The organism is Martelella sp. AD-3, assembly GCF_001578105.1.
In the GTDB taxonomy this organism is placed as follows: Bacteria; Pseudomonadota; Alphaproteobacteria; order Rhizobiales; family Rhizobiaceae; genus Martelella.
In genome coordinates, this window is the sequence record NZ_CP014275.1 from 3,460,900 (window position 1) to 3,480,796 (window position 19,897).

General features: G+C 61.5%; 16 protein-coding genes. 4 read left to right on the forward strand and 12 right to left on the reverse strand.

Annotation, left to right across the window (positions count from 1 at the left end):
• Positions 1 to 17: 17 nt before the first annotated feature.
• From galE to AZF01_RS16110, 10 genes are all read right to left on the reverse strand, one after another.
• Positions 18 to 1,010 carry a UDP-glucose 4-epimerase GalE gene (gene galE, locus AZF01_RS16065; protein ID WP_061449741.1) on the reverse strand — a complete coding sequence of 331 codons (993 nt, stop codon included), beginning with the start codon at positions 1,008 to 1,010 and terminating at the stop codon, positions 18 to 20.
• 44 nt (positions 1,011 to 1,054) lie between these two features.
• Entirely contained in the window at positions 1,055 to 4,078 is a 3,024-nt protein-coding gene (locus AZF01_RS16070) for a glycoside hydrolase family 2 TIM barrel-domain containing protein (protein WP_061449742.1), read from the reverse strand.
• A 78-nt stretch (positions 4,079 to 4,156) separates the two neighbouring features.
• The gene (locus tag AZF01_RS16075; protein ID WP_061449743.1) at positions 4,157 to 5,194 is read right to left on the reverse strand and encodes a UDP-glucose--hexose-1-phosphate uridylyltransferase; all 1,038 of its coding nucleotides are present in this window, start codon (positions 5,192 to 5,194) and stop codon (positions 4,157 to 4,159) included.
• Between the two features lie 36 nt (positions 5,195 to 5,230).
• Positions 5,231 to 6,385, reverse strand: coding sequence for a galactokinase (locus AZF01_RS16080; RefSeq protein ID WP_061449744.1), 1,155 nt, complete (start codon positions 6,383 to 6,385; stop codon positions 5,231 to 5,233).
• A gap of 168 nt (positions 6,386 to 6,553) precedes the next feature.
• Entirely contained in the window at positions 6,554 to 7,813 is a 1,260-nt protein-coding gene (locus AZF01_RS16085) for a sugar ABC transporter substrate-binding protein (protein WP_061449745.1), read from the reverse strand.
• A gap of 14 nt (positions 7,814 to 7,827) precedes the next feature.
• Entirely contained in the window at positions 7,828 to 8,559 is a 732-nt protein-coding gene (locus tag AZF01_RS16090) for a DUF624 domain-containing protein (RefSeq protein WP_082781099.1), read from the reverse strand.
• A gap of 36 nt (positions 8,560 to 8,595) precedes the next feature.
• On the reverse strand, positions 8,596 to 9,705 hold the full coding sequence (locus AZF01_RS16095; RefSeq protein ID WP_061449746.1) for an ABC transporter ATP-binding protein: 1,110 nt from the start codon (positions 9,703 to 9,705) through the stop codon (positions 8,596 to 8,598).
• Positions 9,706 to 9,735: 30 nt separating this feature from the next.
• On the reverse strand, positions 9,736 to 10,911 hold the full coding sequence (locus AZF01_RS16100) for a glycoside hydrolase family 88 protein (RefSeq protein ID WP_061449747.1): 1,176 nt from the start codon (positions 10,909 to 10,911) through the stop codon (positions 9,736 to 9,738).
• A gap of 3 nt (positions 10,912 to 10,914) precedes the next feature.
• Positions 10,915 to 11,751: a carbohydrate ABC transporter permease gene (locus AZF01_RS16105; RefSeq protein ID WP_061449748.1), complete on the reverse strand. Its 837-nt coding sequence runs from the start codon at positions 11,749 to 11,751 to the stop codon at positions 10,915 to 10,917.
• A 12-nt stretch (positions 11,752 to 11,763) separates the two neighbouring features.
• Complete coding sequence (locus tag AZF01_RS16110; protein ID WP_061449749.1) at positions 11,764 to 12,705, reverse strand: carbohydrate ABC transporter permease; 942 nt, start codon at positions 12,703 to 12,705, stop codon at positions 11,764 to 11,766.
• Between the two features lie 301 nt (positions 12,706 to 13,006).
• Between AZF01_RS16110 and AZF01_RS16115 the strand changes: the two genes are divergently transcribed.
• The 3 genes from AZF01_RS16115 (at position 13,007) to AZF01_RS16125 (ending at position 16,512) form a co-directional block, all read left to right on the forward strand.
• Positions 13,007 to 14,797, forward strand: a complete 1,791-nt coding sequence (locus AZF01_RS16115; RefSeq protein WP_061449882.1) for a heparinase II/III family protein — start codon at positions 13,007 to 13,009, stop codon at positions 14,795 to 14,797.
• Positions 14,798 to 14,809: 12 nt separating this feature from the next.
• Positions 14,810 to 15,604 (forward strand): hypothetical protein, encoded by a 795-nt coding sequence (locus AZF01_RS16120; protein ID WP_061449750.1) that lies wholly within the window; start codon positions 14,810 to 14,812, stop codon positions 15,602 to 15,604.
• Positions 15,605 to 15,750: 146 nt separating this feature from the next.
• Positions 15,751 to 16,512 carry a FadR/GntR family transcriptional regulator gene (locus AZF01_RS16125; protein WP_245308945.1) on the forward strand — a complete coding sequence of 254 codons (762 nt, stop codon included), beginning with the start codon at positions 15,751 to 15,753 and terminating at the stop codon, positions 16,510 to 16,512.
• Between the two features lie 51 nt (positions 16,513 to 16,563).
• Here the strand turns inward: AZF01_RS16125 and AZF01_RS16130 are convergent, their stop codons facing one another.
• Positions 16,564 to 18,444: a DUF2264 domain-containing protein gene (locus AZF01_RS16130; protein WP_082781100.1), complete on the reverse strand. Its 1,881-nt coding sequence runs from the start codon at positions 18,442 to 18,444 to the stop codon at positions 16,564 to 16,566.
• Between the two features lie 384 nt (positions 18,445 to 18,828).
• Between AZF01_RS16130 and AZF01_RS16135 the strand changes: the two genes are divergently transcribed.
• Entirely contained in the window at positions 18,829 to 19,104 is a 276-nt protein-coding gene (locus AZF01_RS16135; protein ID WP_018065061.1) for a DUF1153 domain-containing protein, read from the forward strand.
• Positions 19,105 to 19,253: 149 nt separating this feature from the next.
• On the opposite strand, the gene AZF01_RS16140 is transcribed toward AZF01_RS16135, so the two are convergent.
• Positions 19,254 to 19,604: a hypothetical protein gene (locus AZF01_RS16140; RefSeq protein ID WP_061449752.1), complete on the reverse strand. Its 351-nt coding sequence runs from the start codon at positions 19,602 to 19,604 to the stop codon at positions 19,254 to 19,256.
• Positions 19,605 to 19,897: the final 293 nt, after the last annotated feature.

A 19,897-nucleotide genomic window follows, 5' to 3' on the forward strand; every position in this document is an offset into this window, starting at 1 on the left:
GGCGACCGGGGGCGCCCCTACAGCTTCACCCGCCCCTTCACCAACTGGTCCTCCCAGGCAAGCGCATGGCGGACAATGGTTTCGAGATCGTCATATTGCGGCTCCCAGCCAAGGATTTCACGCACGCGCGTCGAATCGGCGACCAGTGCCGGCGGATCGCCGGGACGACGCTCGGCCATGTCCACGCGGAAGTCGACGCCGGAAACCTGCTTGATCGCATCGACCACCTGCAGCACGGAAAAACCGTGACCATAGCCGCAATTGGCGACGAAATTCCCGCCGCCGTTCAGAAGATGCATCAGCGCCTTCACATGGGCGTCGATCAGGTCGGTGACGTGGATATAGTCGCGCAGGCAGGTGCCGTCCGGCGTCGGATAATCCGTGCCGAAGATCTGCATGCGGTTGCGCCGGCCGGTGGCCGCCTGCGCGGCGATTTCGATCAGATGCGTGGCATGCTCGCGGGTCTCGCCGGTGCGGCCTTCCGGATCGGCGCCGGCAACGTTGAAATAGCGAAGCGCGGCATATTTCAAACCATAGGCGGCCGCGCTGTCACGCAGCATCACTTCGGTCATCAGCTTCGACCAGCCATAGGGCGAGACCGGCTGCAGGTTCTGTTCCTCATCGAGAAGATCGACGCCGGGTTCCCCGTATACGGCGGCCGTAGAGGAAAACAGGAAGGCCTCGATCTTGGCCGCTACGGCCGTTTCGATCAGCGCGCGTGACTTGACCGTGTTGTTTTCATAATAGGTCAGGGGATCGGACACCGAGTCCGAGACCACGATCGAGCCGGCAAAATGCGCGATGGCATTGATGTTCTCGTCGGCAATCAGCTTCGACACCAGCTTCCTGTCGGCGATATCGCCTTCGACCAGCTTGGCTTGTTCCGGGATCAACTCGCGGTGGCCGGTCGACAGATCGTCGATGACCACGACGTCCTCGCCGCGATCGACGAGCGCATGCGCCATGTGGCTGCCGACATAACCGGCGCCGCCTGTTACGAGTATTGCCATATCTGGACCTCCTTCTGGCGCAACGCGCCCTGCTCAACGTTGTTCTAGACGCCGATCGGCGCGACAGAGAATGCAAGAGAAAGCGGCTTATGGGAAGCGATGCGGTAGGGTTCATGCACGGGCGACCCCCAGCTGTCATCCCCGCCGACGCCCATCTGCCTTGCCGCGATCGTCACCACCGTCTTCGTCACCGGCGGCAGGTCTTCCGGCCGCTCGGCCGTTTCAAGTTCCATCGTGCCATAGGGCAGCGCATTGAACTCGAACGGCGCGCCTTCCGCTGTAAAGCGAAGCCCCCCGCCGGCCTCGTCCGTCACCTCGGCAAAGCGCGTGCCCATCCGGTTGCCGCATTCCTGCGGCACGCAATAGGGCGAGACATTGTCCACAACGCTGCGCGCGAAGATACCGAGACGCGCGCCGCGGCACCGGTCGGCATAGTTTTCATCCGGCCCGAGCCCGTAGTAGCGGAAACGGTCGAGGGCGGGGGGAAGCGTGAACTGCAGGCCGAAGATCGGCAGGTCCGGCAGTCCCTGTCCGCCCGGGAAATCGGCTGTGACATGAATGAGGCCATCGCGCCCGACCCGATATGCAACCTCCGGCATGACCGGGAGGCCCGGAAGCGGAAAACGATAGCGCACCACCGGCTCGGCGCCGCTGATATCAACGTCGACAGGTCCGCGTTTCGCATAAAGGCCAGCCGTTTGCCAGATCGCATGTTCAAAGCCGTGATTGCGACCGCGGTCATTGTCTGTCATCGCCCGCCAGAAGGTGAGGCGGGGCGGGCGGCGCATGAACTCGATGCCGCCGGCCTTCAGCGACGTCATGCCGCCGAACGCTTCTGAAAACAGCGCGAAATATCTCGGTGCCTCGATGCCGAGATGAAGATCGCCGCGCGTCAGCTTCAGCGGTACGGGGGCAGCGACCTTCGGTTCGCCCTCGATGGTGAAGATATGTTCGCCGAAAGCCGTTTCGTGACCGGCCTCCGCCCATGCCGTCTTCTGCTTCAGGCAAAGCGAAGCCTGCACGGCATATTCGCCGGAAGACAGGTCGCCGGGCAGGTCGAGCGGCAGCGTCGCCGTTTCGCCGGCTGCAATCTCCGGCTCCAGGGTTGCCGAGAAAACCGCGACGCCTTCCTTCAGCAGCCGGACGTTGAGCAGACATGCAGAGGAGGAAACGAACAGGTTCCTGTTGCGGATGGTAACCGCATTGCGCGCCGGCGTGATATCGAAAGGCTGGTAGAGCGCCCGCACCTCCTGCACCTTCGGCGTCTCCTCGCGCCATGCCGTGACGATGCCGTCCGCGCAAAAAGTATAGTCTGACGGGCGGTCGTCGAAATCGCCGCCAAGGCCGAGCCGGCGATCGCTCACGCCGTCGCCGAGCGCCAGCGCCTGGTCGATATAGTCCCAGATAAAGCCGCCCTGATAATGCGGGTACTTGTCGATGAGGTCGGTATAAAGATGCATGCCGCCGCAGGAATTGCCCATGGCATGGGTGTATTCGCAGAGAATGAACGGCTTCTGCGGGTTATTCTTCAGCCAGGCTTCGACATCCTGCGGCTTCGCATACATCCGGCTTTCCATGTCCGACGTGCCGTCGAAGCGCCGGTCGTGAAAAATGCCTTCATAGTGCACGAGTCGCGACGGGTCGCGTTCACGGAACCAGTTCGACATGTCGAAAATGACGCTGCCGCCGAAGCTTTCATTGCCGCAGGACCAGATCAGGATCGAGGCATGGTTCTTGTCGCGCTCCAGCATGGAACGGGCGCGGTCGAGAACGGCGGCGCGCCACTCGGCCCGGTCGCCAGGCACGACCCAGCTCGGCTCCACCGCGCCATCCTTCTGCCAGGAGCCGTGGCTCTCGAGATTGGCTTCGTCGATGACATAGAGCCCGTATTCGTCGCAAAGCCTGTAGAAGGCCGACTGGTTCGGGTAGTGGCTGGTGCGCACGGCATTGATATTGTTGCGTTTGAAGAAGCGCACGTCGAACAGCATGTCCTCATAGGTCACGGCCCGGCCCCGAACCGGATTGAACTCATGCCGGTTGACGCCGTTGAAGACGATGCGTTCGCCGTTCAGATGCATGACGCGGTCGATGACCTCGAAACGGCGGAAGCCGACGCGCTCGGGAATGAATTCGACCGTCTGCCCGGCCGCGTCAATCAGCGTGATGGCGAGATCGTAGAGGTTCGGCGCTTCCGCGCTCCAGAGCTTCGGCTCGGCAATGTCGAAAGCGAGGTCCATCTCCTCCGCCGCTTCGAAACGCTTCTTGCCGACGACCGTTTCGCCGGTCTCGTCCGAAAGCGCGACTTCGACCGTCCCGCCCTTCCGCGCCGGCGCGAGCCGCATACGCAACCTGAGTTTCGCCGAGGCATAATCGTCGGCAAGATCGGTGGTCACGAACAGGTCTTCCAGGTGGAGAGCGGGCTGCTGCTCCAGCCAGACATCGCGGAAAATACCGGTCAGGCGCCAGAAGTCCTGGTCCTCGATCCAGCTTGCCGAAGAGCGCTGGAACACCTCAACCGCCAGCCGGTTCCCGCCCTCCTCCAGAAGGTCGGTGATGTCGAAGCGCGCCGGCGTGAAACTGTCTTCGCTGTAGCCGACGAAGACGCCGTTTAGCCAGACGAAGAAGGCGGTCTCGACGCCGTCGAAGGTGAGCACCACGCGACCGGTTCCCGCGCGTTTTTCGAAGATGAAATCCCGCAGATAGGAGCCGACCAGATTGGCCTCGGGCACTGCCGGCGGACGCAGCGCCTCGATCCCGTCCCAGGGATATTGCGTGTTGACGTACTGGTTCTCCCCGAAGTCCTGAAGCTGCATATAGCCCGGCACTTCGATCGAATCCCAGCCGGAAAAATCGAAATCGCGTTTCTCAAAACCTTGCGGCCGCTTCGCGCTATTCGCGGCCAGCTTGAAAGCCCAGCGGCCGGAAAGGCTTTGACGCAAAGGGTTCTCCGCGCCTTCACGCGCCGTTTCGGCCGAGGGCCAGGCGATGTGATCGGAAACGGGATCAAGACGGTTGACCGCGAAGGTCTCGGGATCAAAAAGCCAGTCGATATTCGGCTTCAGGGGCATTTTCTGTCTTTCCTGGTCTTCGCATGTCGCCGCCGGCGGCAGGGGCCGCCGGATCTCAGATCCCGGTTTTCCGACCGATCAATCGTTCAGATAATGGACTTCGGAAAGCGCGCGCAGCCGGTCGGCCGCCTGCTCCGGCGTCAGATCACGTTGCGGCGAGCCGAGCAGTTCGAAACCGACCATGAATTTCTTCACCGTGGCCGAGCGCAAGAGCGGCGGCAGGAAATGGGCGTGCATGACCCACTCGTCATGATCGTCGCCGTCGGTCGGCCGCTGGTGGAAGCCCATGGAATAGGGAAACGACGTCTTGAAAAGATTGTCATAGCGCACGGTGACCTTCGACAGCGCCTCGGCGAGTTCCTCGCGTTCCTTCTCCGTCATCTCCTCCATCGAGCGGATATGACGCTTCGGCAGCACCATGGTCTCGAACGGCCAGACCGCCCAATAGGGCACCAGCACCACGAAGCCCTCGTTTTCGAACAGGATACGTTCGCCGAGCGCCAGTTCCTGCTCGAGATAGGCTATCAGAAGCGGCTTTCCGTGCTTCTCGTAATAGGCGCGCTGGTTTTCCGTTTCCTTTGCCGCCTCATTCGGCAGGCTGCGGCTGGCCCAGATCTGGCCGTGCGGATGGGGATTGGAGCAGCCCATCATCGCGCCGCGGTTTTCGAAGATCTGGACGTGATTGATGTCGGGGTGGACGCCAAGCTCCTCATATTGCGCGACCCAGGTATCGACCACCTTGGCAATATCGGCAACCGCCATGCGGGCAAGCGTCAGGTCGTGGCGGGGCGAAAAGCAAATGACGCGGCATATGCCGCTCTCGCCCTCTGCCAGAAGAAGCCCGTCTTCGAAACGCTCCTTCGGCGCGTGCTCCGTCAGCGCCGCGAAATCATTGTCGAAGACATATGTGCCCGTGTAATAGGGGTTCTTCTCTCCGTTGACGCGGGTATTGCCGGGGCAGAGATAGCAATCCGGATCATGGGCCGGCATCTCCTGCGTCGCCGCGTCCTCGACCTGGCCCTGCCAGGGGCGCTTGGCGCGATGCGGCGAGACCAGCACCCAATCGCCCGAAAGCGGATTGTAGCGGCGATGCGGGTGATCGGAAAACGCGTTCATCGGTTCAACTCCTCTCATTCATCCGGCCTTCCTTCATCAAAAAAGGGGACCGGCGCCATCCTGCGGGGCGCAGGCAAAGATGTCGGAGGTGTGGCCGCTGGCCTCGAAATAGGCCGCACGCACCTTCTCGACAAAATCATCGACTGCCCCGGCTGCAACCAGGCTGACCACACAGCCGCCGAAACCGCCTCCGGTCATCCGCGCGCCGAAAACGCCCGGCTGCGACTGGGCAATCTCAACCAGCTTATCGACCTCGGCGCAGGAAATCTCGTAATCATCGCGCATCGAAACGTGGGAGGCGTTCATCAATCGCCCGAAAGCGTCCAGGTCGCCGCGTTCCAGCACCTCGGCGGCGGCGAGCACGCGCCCGTTCTCTGTCACGATATGACGGCAGCGTCGGTAGGTCGCCTCCGGCAGAAGATCGCGATGCTCCTCGAGCGCGTCGAAACTGACATCGCGCAGGGCTTGAATGTCGCCCAGCACGGGTTGAAGCAGGCGCACGCCTTCCTCGCAGGACTGGCGGCGCTTGTTGTATTCGCCGTCGGCAAGCGCGTGATGGACCATGGAATTGGCAACCACGATCCGCGCCTTCGGATCGATCGGCACCGGTTTGCGCTCCAGCGAACGACAGTCGATCATCAGCGCATGGTCATGCACGCCGTTGCAGGAGATGAACTGGTCCATGATGCCGCAGCGCATGCCGACATACTCGTTTTCCGCCTTCTGGCAGATTTTCGCGAGTTCGACGGTATCGACCGCGTAGCCGGAAAGCGATAGAAGCGCATAGCCGGTGACCACTTCGAGGGCAGCCGACGAGGAGAGGCCGGAACCGACGGGCACGCTCGATGACACCAGAATATCCGCGCCCTTGAGCGTCGTGCCGGCCTTTTCGATCATCACGGCGACGCCGAAGGCGTAATCCGTCCAGTCGCCGCGCGGCGCGTTCGCCTCTGCGTCGAGATCGATTTCGGCGCTCCTGCCGTTGTTGAGGGAGTGGATCGTGATGATCCGGTCTTGGCGCGCGGCGGCCGCCGCCTCTGCCTGGAATTCGAGCGCCGCCGGCATGACGAAACCGTCATTGTAATCGGTATGCTCGCCGATCAGGTTGACGCGTCCCGGCGCGCGAAAAAATCGAGGGCTCCCGCCGAAACGCTCGGCGAAGGTCTCGCGCAGAAAAACGGTGTCGGACATCTTCCCTCCCTGAAAATAAGACGGGCGCATGTGATGATGAATGAGGTTTGGCGTCAACCAGACTTGTCAAGAAGACCGGCTTTTTATGGGCAGACCTGCCAAAAAATGCGGGGATAGCAGAAAAGCGCGCCCCGGCGGAGCAGCCGGGGCGCATCTTGTCTTCAGGACTTACTTGCCGAGTTCCTGCTGAACGCCTTCGTCCATGTTCGTCAGGCCATCCTCAACCGAGATGTTGTCGGTCATGATGTTGTCATGGGCACGGTTCAAGACAACCTCGATATCGGCCGCCTTCAGGTTGACCGGCATTTCGAGATAGCTCTGGACGGTCTTGAGCGCCCCCTTGCTGGTCTCGTCCGTCGGGAAACCGTCCTTCGACGTGATTGTCGCGAGAACCTCGTCCGTCATCAGCGCCGGGAAGGTGCCGGTTTCGGCGATCACCTTGGCGCCCTCGGGACCGGCAATGAAGTTTGCGAACTTCATGGCGGCGTCCTTGTTCTCGGAATTGGCCGCGACGCCGATCGAGGTGACGGTGGCAGCCGTGGTGCCGGCCTCGACGCCTTCCATATGCGGATAGCGGGCGATGCCCCAGTTGGTGGCCAGCGATTCGCCCGACTGAACCTTCTGGATCTGCGTGCCGATGAACCAGCTTCCCATGGGCAGCATGGCAACCGCGCCGTTGTAGAACGGGCCGGAATAGTGCGTGCCGGAGGTCTTCAGCTGGGCATAGGACGGCACGGCGCCGTCTTCCTGAAGGCTGAGAACGCGTTCATAGCAGGACTGCAGGAATTCGTAGGAACCGCCATCGAGCGTATGTTCACCGTCCATGATGCAGGGCAGCTGCACGGTCGAGCGCCATGTGTGGAACAGGCCGCCATAGGTCTTGTTGGCGCCGAAACCCGAGGTCAGCGCGCGCGCCTTTTCGGCGAATTCGTCCCAGGTCATGTCGTTGGTCGGATACTCGACGCCGGCCTCATCGAAGAGGTCCTTGTTGTAGTAAAGGATCCAGACATCGGAACGGAACGGCAGGGCATAGACATTGCCGTCAACCGTCAACGCCTCGATCAGGCCGCCATAGGCTTTTGTGTCGATGCCGTTTTCGGCGATATCGTCGTTGAGCGGGGCGAGAAGATTGGCCTTCACCAGATTGGCGTATCCCGGAATGTCCTTCACCTGGACGACATCGAGGTCCGAGCCGCCACCGGAAAGCTGTGTCATCAGCATGGTGGAGAAATCGGCCGAGCCAAGGTCGGTGTGTTCGACGGTGATGTCGGGATACTTGGCCTCGAAGGCGTCGATGATCGGCTGGTAATAGGCCGTCGCGTCCCAGTCCCAGAGCGCCCAGTTGATGGTCGTCTTCTCCTGTGCCTGGGCGGCAAGCGGCATCAGGCCAACCGTTGCCAGAAGGGTCAGTTTGAGCAGGTTTTTCATGATTACTCCTCCGTTTAGGCGCGCTTTTGCGCCGTTGCCATGGTTTTCGCGTCCTCGTCACCGTGATTGATGCGGGAGAACGCGAAACCGGTTGCCTTGTGCGCCGAAAATGCCAATGCGAGCGCGCCAAGGGAAAAGTTGAAAACCACCGGGGTGAACACGGTGACAGGATAAAAGGCGATGTGGACGAGCCAGAGCGCCGCCATGAAGGCGAGGCCGGCGAGAACCGGCAATGGCCGCGCGATCGCCGCGAGCAGCGCCACCTGAAGCAATCGACCGCCGGCAAGTTCAAATCGCGTCATGGCCGAAAACAGGCAGACCGCCACGATCGCGACAAAGGCGATGACGCAGACGCCGATGGCCGTCGGCAGCACGTAGGCGAGCGCGTGCCGGGCGAGCTGGCCGTAGATATAGACCGCGTAGCCGGCAAGACCGAGGATCAGCGCGATGCCAAGCCCCCATGCCGTCGCCTGCAGGAAGTGGCGGACGAAGGCGCGGCGGAAATCCCGCCAGAGCCAGACGTTTTCGTCCTCGATCATCACATTGGCGATGTTCATGCCGGCTGCAAGCGCGGCAGGCGCCGTCACCACCGGAATGGAGCAGACCAGCATCAGGATATTGAGCCTGAACAGGTCCCAGGCCTCGCGAACGAGAATGAAGGCGAAGAGGGCAAGCCCCTTCTTCTTCGGCGCATTCTTGGGAATGCCCGGTCCTTCCCGCATCATCCAGTTGGTCAGCCAGTTCATGTCAAGACGCCTCCCGCGCCCCTCAAACCCGAATTGCTAGTAGAGAATGGATTGCTCCGTTTCCTTGTCGAAGAGATGCGGATTGACGAGATCGGCGATCAGATCGATCGCTTCGCCGTCCTTCGCCGCGCAGCGCGGTGAAACCCGCGCGATCATGTCGTGGCCATGGGCCGTCATGTTGAGATGGATCTCCGCGCCCATCGGCTCGGCCAGATCGACCAGCGCCGTGAACGGGCAGGTGAATTCCGGGGCGATGTCATGGGGCTGGCTTTCGTGGAAGTTTTCCGGCCTGAGACCGAGAATGATTTCCTTGCCCTCATAGGGCGCAAGCCGGTCGGCCTTGTCGCCGACGATCAGCGGAAATACCGTCTCGTGGAAGCGTCCGACCCAGTTTTGGCCATCGCGCTCGACGGCGACCGGCAGCATGTTCATCTGCGGCGCGCCGATGAAGCCGGCAACGAACATGTTGACCGGATTGTCATAAAGCATCTGCGGCGTGTCGACCTGCTGGATATAGCCGTCCTTCATGACGACGATGCGATCGGCCATGGTCATGGCCTCGACCTGATCGTGAGTGACATAGATGAAGGTGCTGTCAAGCTGCCGGTGCAGCTTGGTGATCGCCGTGCGCATGGAGCCGCGGAGCTTGGCGTCGAGGTTCGACAACGGTTCGTCGAGCAGGAAGACCTCCGGATTGCGCACCATGGCGCGGCCAAGGGCCACGCGCTGGCGCTGACCGCCGGAAAGCGCCTTCGGCTTGCGGTTCAACAGGTGTTCGATATCGAGGATCTTCGCCGTCTCGCGGACCTTCTGGTCGATCTCGGCTTCGGGCGCCTTTCGGAGCTGAAGGCCGAATGCCATGTTCTTGTAGACCGTCATATGCGGATAAAGCGCATAGTTCTGGAACACCATGGCGATATCGCGTTCCTTCGACGGCACGTCGTTGACGAGCTCGTCGCCGATATAGAGTTCGCCCGCCGAAACCTCTTCCAACCCGGCAATCATCCTGAGCGTGGTCGATTTGCCGCAGCCGGACGGCCCCACCAGGATGATGAATTCCTTGTCGGCGATCTCCAGATCGATGTCATGGACGACCGTCAGCGCGCCGTATGTTTTTCTCAGTTTTCTAAGCGAGATACCGGACATGATCGTATCCTCTCAAAGCCGCCGCGGGCGTTACCAGTAGGAGGACCAGTTGCGCGAAAGCCGCGTCAACGCCTCGAGATAATAGTAGTCGCCCCAGGACACGCACTCGTCGACGCCTTCCGGCGTGCAGGTGTTGTAGGGCGTCTTCTTCGAATAGGTTCCGTGAAGCACGAGGCCGTTGGAGACAGCAGGATCCTTCACCGCGTAGTTGTCGGCCAGGCTCTTGACGAAACGCCGGGCGATATCACGATAGGCGGCGGCCTCCGCGCCACCGAGGATATCGGCCATCTCAAGCAGGCCGCAGGCGACGATCGAAGCGGACGAACTGTCGCGCGGTTCGTCATCGCCGTCGGAAAAGATCATATCCCAATACGGCACCATGTCGGCCGGCAGGCGCGTCATGAAGAAATCGAGCGCCTTCCTGAACATCGCCGCATATTCCGGCTTCGGGTCGTAGCGGTAGGACAGCGCCAGCCCGTAGACCGACCATGCCTGGCCGCGCGCCCAGTCGCTGTCGTCGCGATAGCCCTGAACCGTAACGCCCTTCACAGGGCCGCCCGTCTCGGGGTCCATGAAAAAGGTGTGATAGGTCGAGCCATCCTCGCGGAAGGAATTGGCAAGCGTGGTCGCGGCATGAATGCGGGCAATGTCGCGGTATTTCCCGTCGTCCGTCTCGCGGCTAGCCCAATAGAGCAGCGGCAGGTTCAACAGGCAGTCGATGATGTAGCGATAATTCTCCCGCGCGCCCATTGCGCCCCAGGCCTGAATGAAACCGCCGACTTCGTGAAAACGCGCGATCAACTGATCGGCGGCAAGGATCGCGGCCTTGCGCCCGTCTTCATCGCCGACAAGTTTCCATGCGGCAACGCAGGTCGGCGAATAAAGGAAGCCCATATCATGATGGTCGACCTCGATTTTGTTCTCGATCCGGTGCAAAAAGCTCTGCACCTGGATTTGCGCGGCATGCTGAAACACCCTGTCGCCGGTCAGTTCATAGGCGAGCCAGATCTCGCCCGGCCAGAAGCCGCAGGTCCACTGGTCGTTGTCGATTGCCGGATAGAAATTGGCGACGCTCGAATGGTTCTGCTGGCGATAGGTGAATTCCGGCAGGTTGCGGCGCACCTGGGCGACGGCCGCGGCGATCGCGTCGGCGATCTCGGTGTCGGAAATCGGCTGAACGGCGAAGTCTTTCTGATATATGGTCATGGTCTACCCCTTGATCCCGGCATTGGCGACGCCTTCGACGAAGAAGCGCTGCAGCGCCAGGAAGACGGCGAGGACGGGGATGATGGCAACGACGGATGCGGCCATGATCAGCCCATATTCGGCCGAATATTGCGAGATGAACATTCTGAGGCCGATCTGGATCGTCTTCAGATCCGTCTTGGTCAGGTAGATCATCGGGCCGAGGAAGTCGTTCCAGGCGAAGACGAAGGTGAAGATCGTCAGCGTCGACAACGCCGGCTTCGACAAGGGCAGCATGATCTTCCACCAGATCTGGTACTCGTTCATGCCGTCGACGCGCGCGGCCTCGCACAGTTCGTCCGGGATCGACATGTAGAACTGCTTCATCAGGAACACGCCAAAGGCGGTGAAGGCCTGAAGCGCGATCAGCGCCCAGTGGGTGTTGTAGAGCCCGAATTCCCGCATCAGGATGAACTGCGGCACCATATAGACCTGCCAGGGCATGGCGATTGTGGCGATGTATCCCAGGAACAGCACGTCGCGATAGGGGAATTTCAGCTTGGCGAAGGCATAGGCCGCAAAGGACGAGGTGAAGAGCTGCAACAGCGTCACCATGATCGTGATCTTGGCGGTGTTGAAGACGAACAGGCCAAGCGGGATCTTGGTCCAGATCTGCACGTAGTTTTCCCAACGCGGGTTTTCCGGAATCCAGTGGATCGGGAATTCGAAGACCTCCCGGTTGAACTTCAGCGACGCCGAGAGCATCCACGCGAACGGCAGCAGCATGATGACCGTGATGACGATGATCAGCGCGTAGAGGGCAATCGTGGACAGTTTGATCTTGCGACCGAAAATTTGCATCTCACCCTCTCCCTAATCAAGGCTGCGCGAATAGCGGAACTGGATCAGCGTGACGGCCAGAACCAGAACGAAGAGAACAAGCGCGACCATGCTCGAATAGCCGAGATCCCATGAGATGAAGGCCTCGTTGTAGATGTGATAGACCAGCACCAGCGTGGAGGTTCCGGGGCCACCCTGCGTGATCATGTAGACCTGATCGAACACCTTGAAGGAGTTGATGGTCAGCATCACCGAGACGAAGAAGGTGGTGGGCGCCAACTGCGGCAACGTCACGTTCCAGAACTTCTGCCACGCATTGGCGCCATCCAGATCAGCCGCCTCGTAAAGCTCGCGGTTCACGCCCTGAAGGCCCGCCAGATAGATCACCATGAAATAACCGGCCTGCTTCCAGATGCCGAACAGGATGATGGTGACCATCGCCCAGTCCTTGTCCGCCGCCCAGCCGGGCAGGTTCTTCGGGTCGACGCCCATCGTGTAGAGGATCATGTTGACCGGACCCATTTCCGGGTTGAACAGCATGTTCCAGACGACGGCAGCCGCGACAAGCGAGGCGACATAGGGAAAGAACATCGCCGCGCGAAAGAAGTCGCGCCCGAAGATCTTCTTGTTCAGGAGCATGGCCAGACCCAGCGAGCAGGCCATTGTCAGCGGCACGGAGAACACCGTGTAGATGATCGTGTTCCAGAACGCGGCCTGGAAGGCCCTGTCGCGGAAAAGCTCGAAGAAATTGGCAAGGCCGGCAAACTCGATCGGGTTCGAGCCGTCCCAGTGCATGAAGGCAAGCGCGAAGGCGAAGATGATGGGCCCGAGGGTGAAAACCGCGAAACCGAGGAAGTTCGGCGCAATGAAGGAGAAGGCGACGAGGCTTGCCCGCCGCTTCTGCTGACTTTTCGTCAGCACACGGCGCTTCTTCCTCTTTTGCCCTGTCGCTAAGCCTAAGCCGGTGGCAGCCAAGTGATCCTCCCATCCTGCGGCCCGCCGCAAGGCGACAGACCGGGAAAGCCTTTTACGAGCGCCATGGCAGACGTCCGTGATTTTGGCTCATCCTATCGCCGGAAAACATATAATACAAGTATCCAAAAATGTATTTTTTCGGCTAAAACTTATCCGACATATGTGCTAGAGGGTTGCGGTATTCATGTTCCGGGTCCTCATGAAGCGCCTGACGGCGCAAGGACGGACACGAGAAAAGAACAAGTTCATGCCGCGCCGCCGCCCGTTCGCAAAAGGGTCCGGCCGGATACGGGAGGACGGAATGTTTCGCGAGCGCCTGCGGGCCCTGCCAGATACCTTCGAACCTTTTGCGCCTGGCTGGACCGCCGCCGACCGCGACAAATGGTCGTCCCTGCCCGAGAGTTACGCCACCCGGCTGACCGAGGCCGCCGAGAACTGTCCTCTCTCATGGCCGGCGCTTCCCGCCAGCGCCTATCTCGCCTTTTCCCGCAACGGCGACCGCATCGGCTACGAGACGCCCTACATGCAGCGCCGCCGCATGCTGAATGCCCTGGCGCTCGGCGAATGCGTTGCCGGCGACGGGCGCTATCTCGACCGGATCATCGACGGCGCGCTGCTGATTGCCGAGGAAAGCGGCTGGCAGCTTCCGGCTCACAATGTCTATATCCGCGATGCGCAGGTATTGCCGCTGCCCGACCCGCGCCGTCCGGTCGTCGATCTCTTCGCCGCCGAGACCGGGGCGGAGCTTGCCGTGCTTGCGACGCTTCTCGAAGCGGAACTGAACGCGGTGACGCCGATGATCGTCTCCCGACTCGACGATGAGGTCAGCCGCCGCGTCATCCGGCCCTATCTGGAGGAGCACTTCTGGTGGATGGGCCGGGGCGACGAGCCGATGAACAACTGGACCGCCTGGTGCACGCAGAATGTGCTGCTGGCGGCCTTCTCACGCCCCTTCGACACTGAGACCCGGCGACACGTCGTCGAAAAGGCCGCCGCCAGCCTCGACTTCTTCCTCAAGGACTATGGCGAGGACGGCGCCTGCGAGGAGGGCGTGCTTTACTATCGCCATGCCGGGCTTTGCCTGTTCAATGCCCTCAACATCCTCGCGACGGCCGCGCCCGACGCCTTTGCCCCGCTTTTCCGCGAGCAGAAGATCCGCAATATGGCGGAATTCATCGCCTATATGCATGTGGCAGACGACCGCTATTTCAATTTTGCCGATTCGTCCGCCCGGGCAGGCTTCTGCGGCGCGCGCGAATATCTTTTCGGCAAGGCCGTCGGCTCGACACTCCTTGCCAATTTCGCCGCCGCCGACTGGAAGGCATCGCCCGAACCCGACGCGCCGGAGGAGATCAACCTTTTCTATCGCCTGCAGGGGGCGATGACCGCCGGGGAACTGGCGGCGCACGAGGCTCAACGCCCGATGCCCGAAGACCGGTTCTTCCCGAGCATCGGCCTCCTGGTGGCCCGCGACCAGCGCTTCGCACTCGCAGCCAAGGCCGGCGACAACGGCGAAAGCCATAACCACAACGACACAGGCAGCTTCACGATCTACAAGGACGGAAGGCCCTTTGTCATCGATGTCGGCGTCGAGACCTATACCGCCAGGACCTTCTCTGCCCGTCGCTATGAAATCTGGACCATGCAGTCCGCCTTCCACAACCTGCCGAGCTTCGGCGGGGTGACGCAGAAGGACGGCAAGGCCTATGCCGCAAGCGACGTCGCTGTCACGCTGGATGCCGATGCCGCTCGCATATCCATGGAAATTGCCGGGGCGTATCCGAAAGAAGCGGGCGTCCAATCCTACCGGCGGACGGTCGATTTTACCAAAGGCCGGGGAATCACCATCACGGATATCTGCGACGCCGCAAAGCCGGCGACGCTCTCGCTGATGGTTGCAACGAAGCCGGAGGTCATCGAGGGGCGGATCACCCTTCCCGATCTTGGAGAGATCGCCATCGAAGGCGGCGGCAGGCCGCAGGTCGAGGCAATAGCCATCACCGATCAGCGCCTCAGGGCCGCCTGGCCCGACACGCTCTATCGTATTCAAATCCCCCTGGGCGGTCGAACGCTCAGGCTTTCAATCAATTGACGGGAGACCCCCATGGAGATCACGCTTTCCGTTCTCGACAAGGCCGGCGAGGTGCGCGCCCGAAATACCGGAAACGAGGCTGTTTCGTTGTTTTTCCGGAACGCCTACGCGCCCGGCGACCGGATCACCGTCGAGACCGGCAGCCCCGGAAGCTTCATCACGCTTTCAATCGATAATACACTCCCGCCGGCCGTCGTGTTCATGAAAGAGGGCGCGTTCAGCTTCCCCGTTCCCTTTGGCGATGCGAAAACCGTTTACGCGCCGACGGCGTTTTCCGGCGAGAACCACAGGATTTCTGCGCATGCGACCGGCCCGGATGCGCTCTCCGGCATCCGCAATCTGGCGCTGAACCCGGCGGACCACGGCGCAAGCGTTGCAGCCTATCCGCACGCCTTCGCCAGCGTCGAAACCCGCGGCGAGGCCGCCTTTGCCGCGCGCAACGCCATCGACGGCGAGATCGCCAGCGACGACCACGGCTTCTGGCCCTATACAAGCTGGGGCATCAATTGCGATCCGGAAGCAACGATGACGGTGGAATTCGGCCGCCGGGTCGTCGCGCGGTCGGTCGTGCTCTTTACCCGCGCCGACTTTCCCCATGACGCCTGGTGGACCTCGGCCCGCATTACCTTCAGCGACGGCCATTCCATCAATGTCCCGCTTGAGAAAACGGGGGCGGGACAGCGCTTTGCCTTTCCCGAGCGCGAAACGGAATGGGTGCGGCTCGAAAAACTGGTCAAGGCTGACGACCCCTCGCCCTTCCCCGCCCTCACCCAGATCGAGGTCTGGGGGCGCGAAGCCGGCTCCTGAGCACTCATCTTGCCAGGGGCGAATGTTGTATTGTATTTTCATTCAACTTATCATACAATTTTTGAAGAAGAGGTGCTTCTGTCGTTCGGCATAAACAGTTCGCAGCCGGCGTCAGGGCCGATGCCTGACCTCAAAGGGGATGAATTTTGGCAACGCAAACCGCCGCACGCAATGGAACCCTGGTCCATAAGGTCAGCGAGGCCTTGCGGCGGTCGATTCTGGACGGCGCGTTTCAGCCCGGCGACAAGCTCCCGAGCGAGGCCCGACTGACCCAGGAACATGGCGTCTCGCGCACCGTGGTGCGCGAGGCCGTTGCCGCCCTCAGGTCCGACGGCCTCGTCGAGCCGCGCCAGGGCGCCGGCGTCTTCGTCCTCGACCCGATCTCCTTCGCCTTCAGGCGCACCAATCCGATGGTCGATTCCGAGCGGATCTATACATCGCTCGAAATCCTCGAAGCGCGCACGCCGCTGGAAATCGAGGCGGCGGGGCTTGCCGCGCTCAGGCGCTCGCCGGCGCAGGAGGAGGAGATTTTCGCCCGCCATGCCGAAGGCATTGCCGGGCGTCATGACGGCAAGGCCTGGAGCGAGGCCGATATCGGCCTACATCTCGCCATCGCCAAGGCCACCAACAATCCGCTGTTTGCAACCTTCCTGGAAATGCAGGGCAAGGCGATCATCCCCCAGACGGGCCAGGTGATCGAAACCGACGACGGCGGAGAAGTCGCCTATCGCAACCTGCTGATCAAGGAACATGAGCGCATCATCTTCGCCATTTCCAACGGCGATGAACAGGGCGCGCGCGATGCGATGCGGGAGCACCTCAAAGGCAGCCTCGGGCGCTATCGCAGCCTTCTGCGCGAGGAGCGCGTGCGCCATATGGCCAAGCTTCAGCAGGACAGCGAAGCCTGACCACCCCCGGATGGCGGGCCGTCATTCGGCTCCAGCCGCCCTTGTCCTTGCTCAGACAGTCACCCCGTTTTCGGCGCAGAGCGCCCTGACCGCTTCCGGCAGGTCGACCGGCGGCAGCGCCTCCACAGGATCCGTCACGCCATAGACTGCGGTGGCGATGAAATGCTCACCGGCGGGAAATTCGCCCACAAGCCGGGGGAACAGCGTGCGCGGAAAACGGATATTCGTGTTGGGCGCCGCGCGGATGATCTCGCCGGTCCGCGTCCCGGACAGGTCAATGATCGCCGATGTGTGGGTCGGCGTTGCGATTACGGCGCGGCCGCTCTCATGCGAAAGCCCGCCGGCAAAGGCAGGGTCGCGCTCGCCGGTGCGGTCCACGGCAAAGCCGCCTTCGCTGACGAACAGCCTGTCCTTCGTGCTGATGCGATGCAGGCGGACATGCCAGCCGGCGCCGGCGAAATCGAGCCAGGTGTCGATCCGCAGCCGGTCATCCGGCTGCCATGCGCCCCAGACCATGCCGTAGTCGACGCCCTCTTCGGTGATCACCGCACGCGAGAGGTAGCTCAGGCCGTCACGCGAGACGGCAAGGCCGCAATCCACCGCGCTGCGATCGGGATGGTCGGGCAGGGTCACATCCGCTTTCACCGAAAACCCGAAGGCGGATGAATAGGCGAAGCGGGCATATTTGGCATCATGGGCGCGGTGTTCGCGTCCGTCCTGCCCGCCCGTCAGCATCACCGCGTCGCCCGGAGCGCGCCTGAGGACAAAACCTGCCGCCGGCGAAAAGACGCGGCCGCCGGGAAGCGCTTCCGGCGGCTCTTCCTCCGCCGCCCAGAAGGGATGATCCTCATCAAGCGCCAGCACGAGGAATGACTTCAGCGCCCAGTAAGGCGAGCCCGGCGCATTGTAGGATTCCGACATCAGCAGGTTCGGATAGGCATAACCGATGGAAAGCACGCCGTCCCGGTCGGCGATCGGCATTTTCGACCACCAGCGCAGATGCCTCAACAAAAGGCCCTTAATCCGGCCCCAGGGCAGTACTTCCTCATCGGCAAAGGCGCAGGCCGCCCAGAAGGCGCCCTCGGCGAAACGATAGGTCAGCGAGCGGCCGTGGGGCACGGCCGCGCCGTCATCGGCAAACCAGTGCTGAAAATCCTGCGCATAGACCCGGGCGCGCTCCCGGTAACGCGCCGCGTGGTCGGGAAAGATGTCGCCGGCATACCTGGCGACCATCAGTCCGTAGAAGTGCAGGGCCATCGGCAGGTAATAGTCGCGATGGCCCCACCGCCCGTCGCGATAGTAGCCGTCGCCGAGATAATAGGTCTCGATGCGCTCAAGTGCGGCCCGCACCGCTTCTTCAGACCATTGCCGGCCGACATTGCGGAGTCCGAGATTGACCAGCACGCGGAAGAACAGCCAATTATTGTCGGGCACCTCCCGCTCGTTGATCTTCAGGAGCCAGCGCTCGGCCTTGTCCTTGGCAGGCTCCGACATCGGCCGCCAGAAGCTTTCCGGCGCGACGAGCAGGGCAAGGGCGATGCCTGCCGTCTCGACCAGACGCTGGTCGAAATCACCGGGCTCGCCCCAGAACTCTTCGTGGTTGACATCCATGCCGTGGGAAAAGCCCTCGACGAAACGCCGGCAATCCTCGAAATCGAACCCGCCGGCGACCAGCGGCACGATGCCCCACAGAGGGCGGATGAAAGCCTCCATTTCGGCTGCATCGTCATCATAGTGGGCGGAGCCCGCCGAAAGTCGCAGCCTCGCATTGCCGGGTGAATACCACGGCACGAGCGGCGCGTAGAAACCGGTGACGGCGGCCTGGAGATCGGCCTTGGTCTTGAGCGGGTTGCCGGCCATGGGATTGCAGTCCGCCATGCGCCGCACAAGCGGCTGGCGATCCCATTGCGAAAAAGACTGTCCGGAAACCATGCCTTGAAACTCCTCGTATGCGCCCTGCCCCGATCCTCTGCGGCAGGTCTACCGCGACGCAGCGACAAATGAAAGGGCTGTGCCCGAAGGCGTGCGGCCGCCCAGGGAACCGGTCGTCCGCTCGGCCGACGAGCACTGCGCGTCGCTCCCCGCAGCGTAGCGAATTTTTACAATGTAAGAAATAGCTAACTTTGAAGATCCGGAACTTATCGGACGCCGAAGTCCGGGCCGGCTTCGAAGCGTCCATTCGGTCGCGCCGAAGATGCGGGAAGCGGCTGGGAGACAGGCATTCTGGTTACCAGAGGGTTACCCCGTCCTTAGGCAAATTTTAAAAGTACCGCGCTAGCTTGACGGCATAGGTTGTGAGTTTGTGTAGAGAGTACGATGACCGAATTAGCCCGCGTTCGCGCAAAATACGTCATAGGCCCGGACGGCAGTCCGCTGACCGTGGCAGACCTGCCGCCCTCAAACACGAGACGCTGGGTCATCCGGCGGAAGGCCGAAGTTGTGGCGGCTGTGCGCGGCGGGCTTTTAAGTCTCGAGGAAGCGTGTGAGCGCTACTGCCTGACCGTCGAGGAATTCCTCTCCTGGCAGGCCTCGATCGACGATCACGGCCTTGCCGGCCTCAGGACCACCAGAATTCAGCAATACCGCAACTGACGCGGCGCGACCCCTCGACCAAGGGTTCGGCCATCTCGAGACAGCGCTTTCGTCCGCAAGGACGGCAGCGCTTTTTTTTGTCGCCCGTCAACCAAAAAAGCCGCACCCGGCGGATGCGGCTTTCGCGCGTTCTTTTCGGCGCCAACGGTTCAGGCGCGTTTGCGGTTCGGTCCTTCCCGCAGCTCCAGCGCAGCGGCGCGCTCGTAATCGACTTCCATCTGGGCCAGTTCGGCTTCTGCGACCGCCTGCTGCTGGCGCAGGTCTGCCACCGAGACGGCCAGATTGTCTGCCCGCTGGCGGGCGGATTTGGCGAATGTAGAATAGGCGAAATGGGCGGGATCGGAAATCCCCGAGCGCTTTTCTTCCGCCGCGATCTGCTGCATGAGCTCGTCCGACATGCGCGCGAACTCATCCATCATCAGTTGCAGTTGCTGTAACTGCCGCTTCTTTTCCTTCACCTGAAACGCCTTGAGACGCAACAGACTGTTTCGTGCCTTCATACGCAAAACTCCCCGGCTGACGAACGCATTGCCGAAAGGCGCCCCCCTTCATGATTTCTGATTCGTTCTCCAGAACTTGGAAAGTGATTAACGAATTCGAAACCCCGGTAACCTTTCATTTACAGTCATCAATGATCATAGGGCGCATCACTTAAGGGTCGGTAAACCGAAAGCGGCAAAAAACCTAAAACTTGCGAGTCGAATGAATCACTTAGCCAGTTTGGTTAATCTTTTTTGTCGGGCCCGATGATCTAGAAAACATAATGATTTCAATGATATTGAAATGTTCATTA

Excerpts from the sequence above, each read along its gene's own strand:
- AZF01_RS16140 (WP_061449752.1), bottom strand. The coding sequence starts at position 19,604 with ATGAAGGCACGAAACAGTCTGTTGCGTCTCAAGGCGTTTCAGGTGAAG.
- AZF01_RS16085 (WP_061449745.1), bottom strand. The coding sequence starts at position 7,813 with ATGAAAAACCTGCTCAAACTGACCCTTCTGGCAACGGTTGGCCTGATG.
- galE (WP_061449741.1), bottom strand. The coding sequence starts at position 1,010 with ATGGCAATACTCGTAACAGGCGGCGCCGGTTATGTCGGCAGCCACATG.
- AZF01_RS16130 (WP_082781100.1), bottom strand. The coding sequence starts at position 18,444 with ATGGTTTCCGGACAGTCTTTTTCGCAATGGGATCGCCAGCCGCTTGTG.
- AZF01_RS16105 (WP_061449748.1), bottom strand. The coding sequence starts at position 11,751 with ATGCAAATTTTCGGTCGCAAGATCAAACTGTCCACGATTGCCCTCTAC.
- AZF01_RS16090 (WP_082781099.1), bottom strand. The coding sequence starts at position 8,559 with ATGAACTGGCTGACCAACTGGATGATGCGGGAAGGACCGGGCATTCCC.
- AZF01_RS16120 (WP_061449750.1), top strand. The coding sequence starts at position 14,810 with ATGGAGATCACGCTTTCCGTTCTCGACAAGGCCGGCGAGGTGCGCGCC.
- AZF01_RS16095 (WP_061449746.1), bottom strand. The coding sequence starts at position 9,705 with ATGTCCGGTATCTCGCTTAGAAAACTGAGAAAAACATACGGCGCGCTG.
- AZF01_RS16135 (WP_018065061.1), top strand. The coding sequence starts at position 18,829 with ATGACCGAATTAGCCCGCGTTCGCGCAAAATACGTCATAGGCCCGGAC.
- AZF01_RS16100 (WP_061449747.1), bottom strand. The coding sequence starts at position 10,911 with ATGACCATATATCAGAAAGACTTCGCCGTTCAGCCGATTTCCGACACC.
- AZF01_RS16080 (WP_061449744.1), bottom strand. The coding sequence starts at position 6,385 with ATGTCCGACACCGTTTTTCTGCGCGAGACCTTCGCCGAGCGTTTCGGC.
- AZF01_RS16070 (WP_061449742.1), bottom strand. The coding sequence starts at position 4,078 with ATGCCCCTGAAGCCGAATATCGACTGGCTTTTTGATCCCGAGACCTTC.
- AZF01_RS16115 (WP_061449882.1), top strand. The coding sequence starts at position 13,007 with ATGTTTCGCGAGCGCCTGCGGGCCCTGCCAGATACCTTCGAACCTTTT.
- AZF01_RS16075 (WP_061449743.1), bottom strand. The coding sequence starts at position 5,194 with ATGAACGCGTTTTCCGATCACCCGCATCGCCGCTACAATCCGCTTTCG.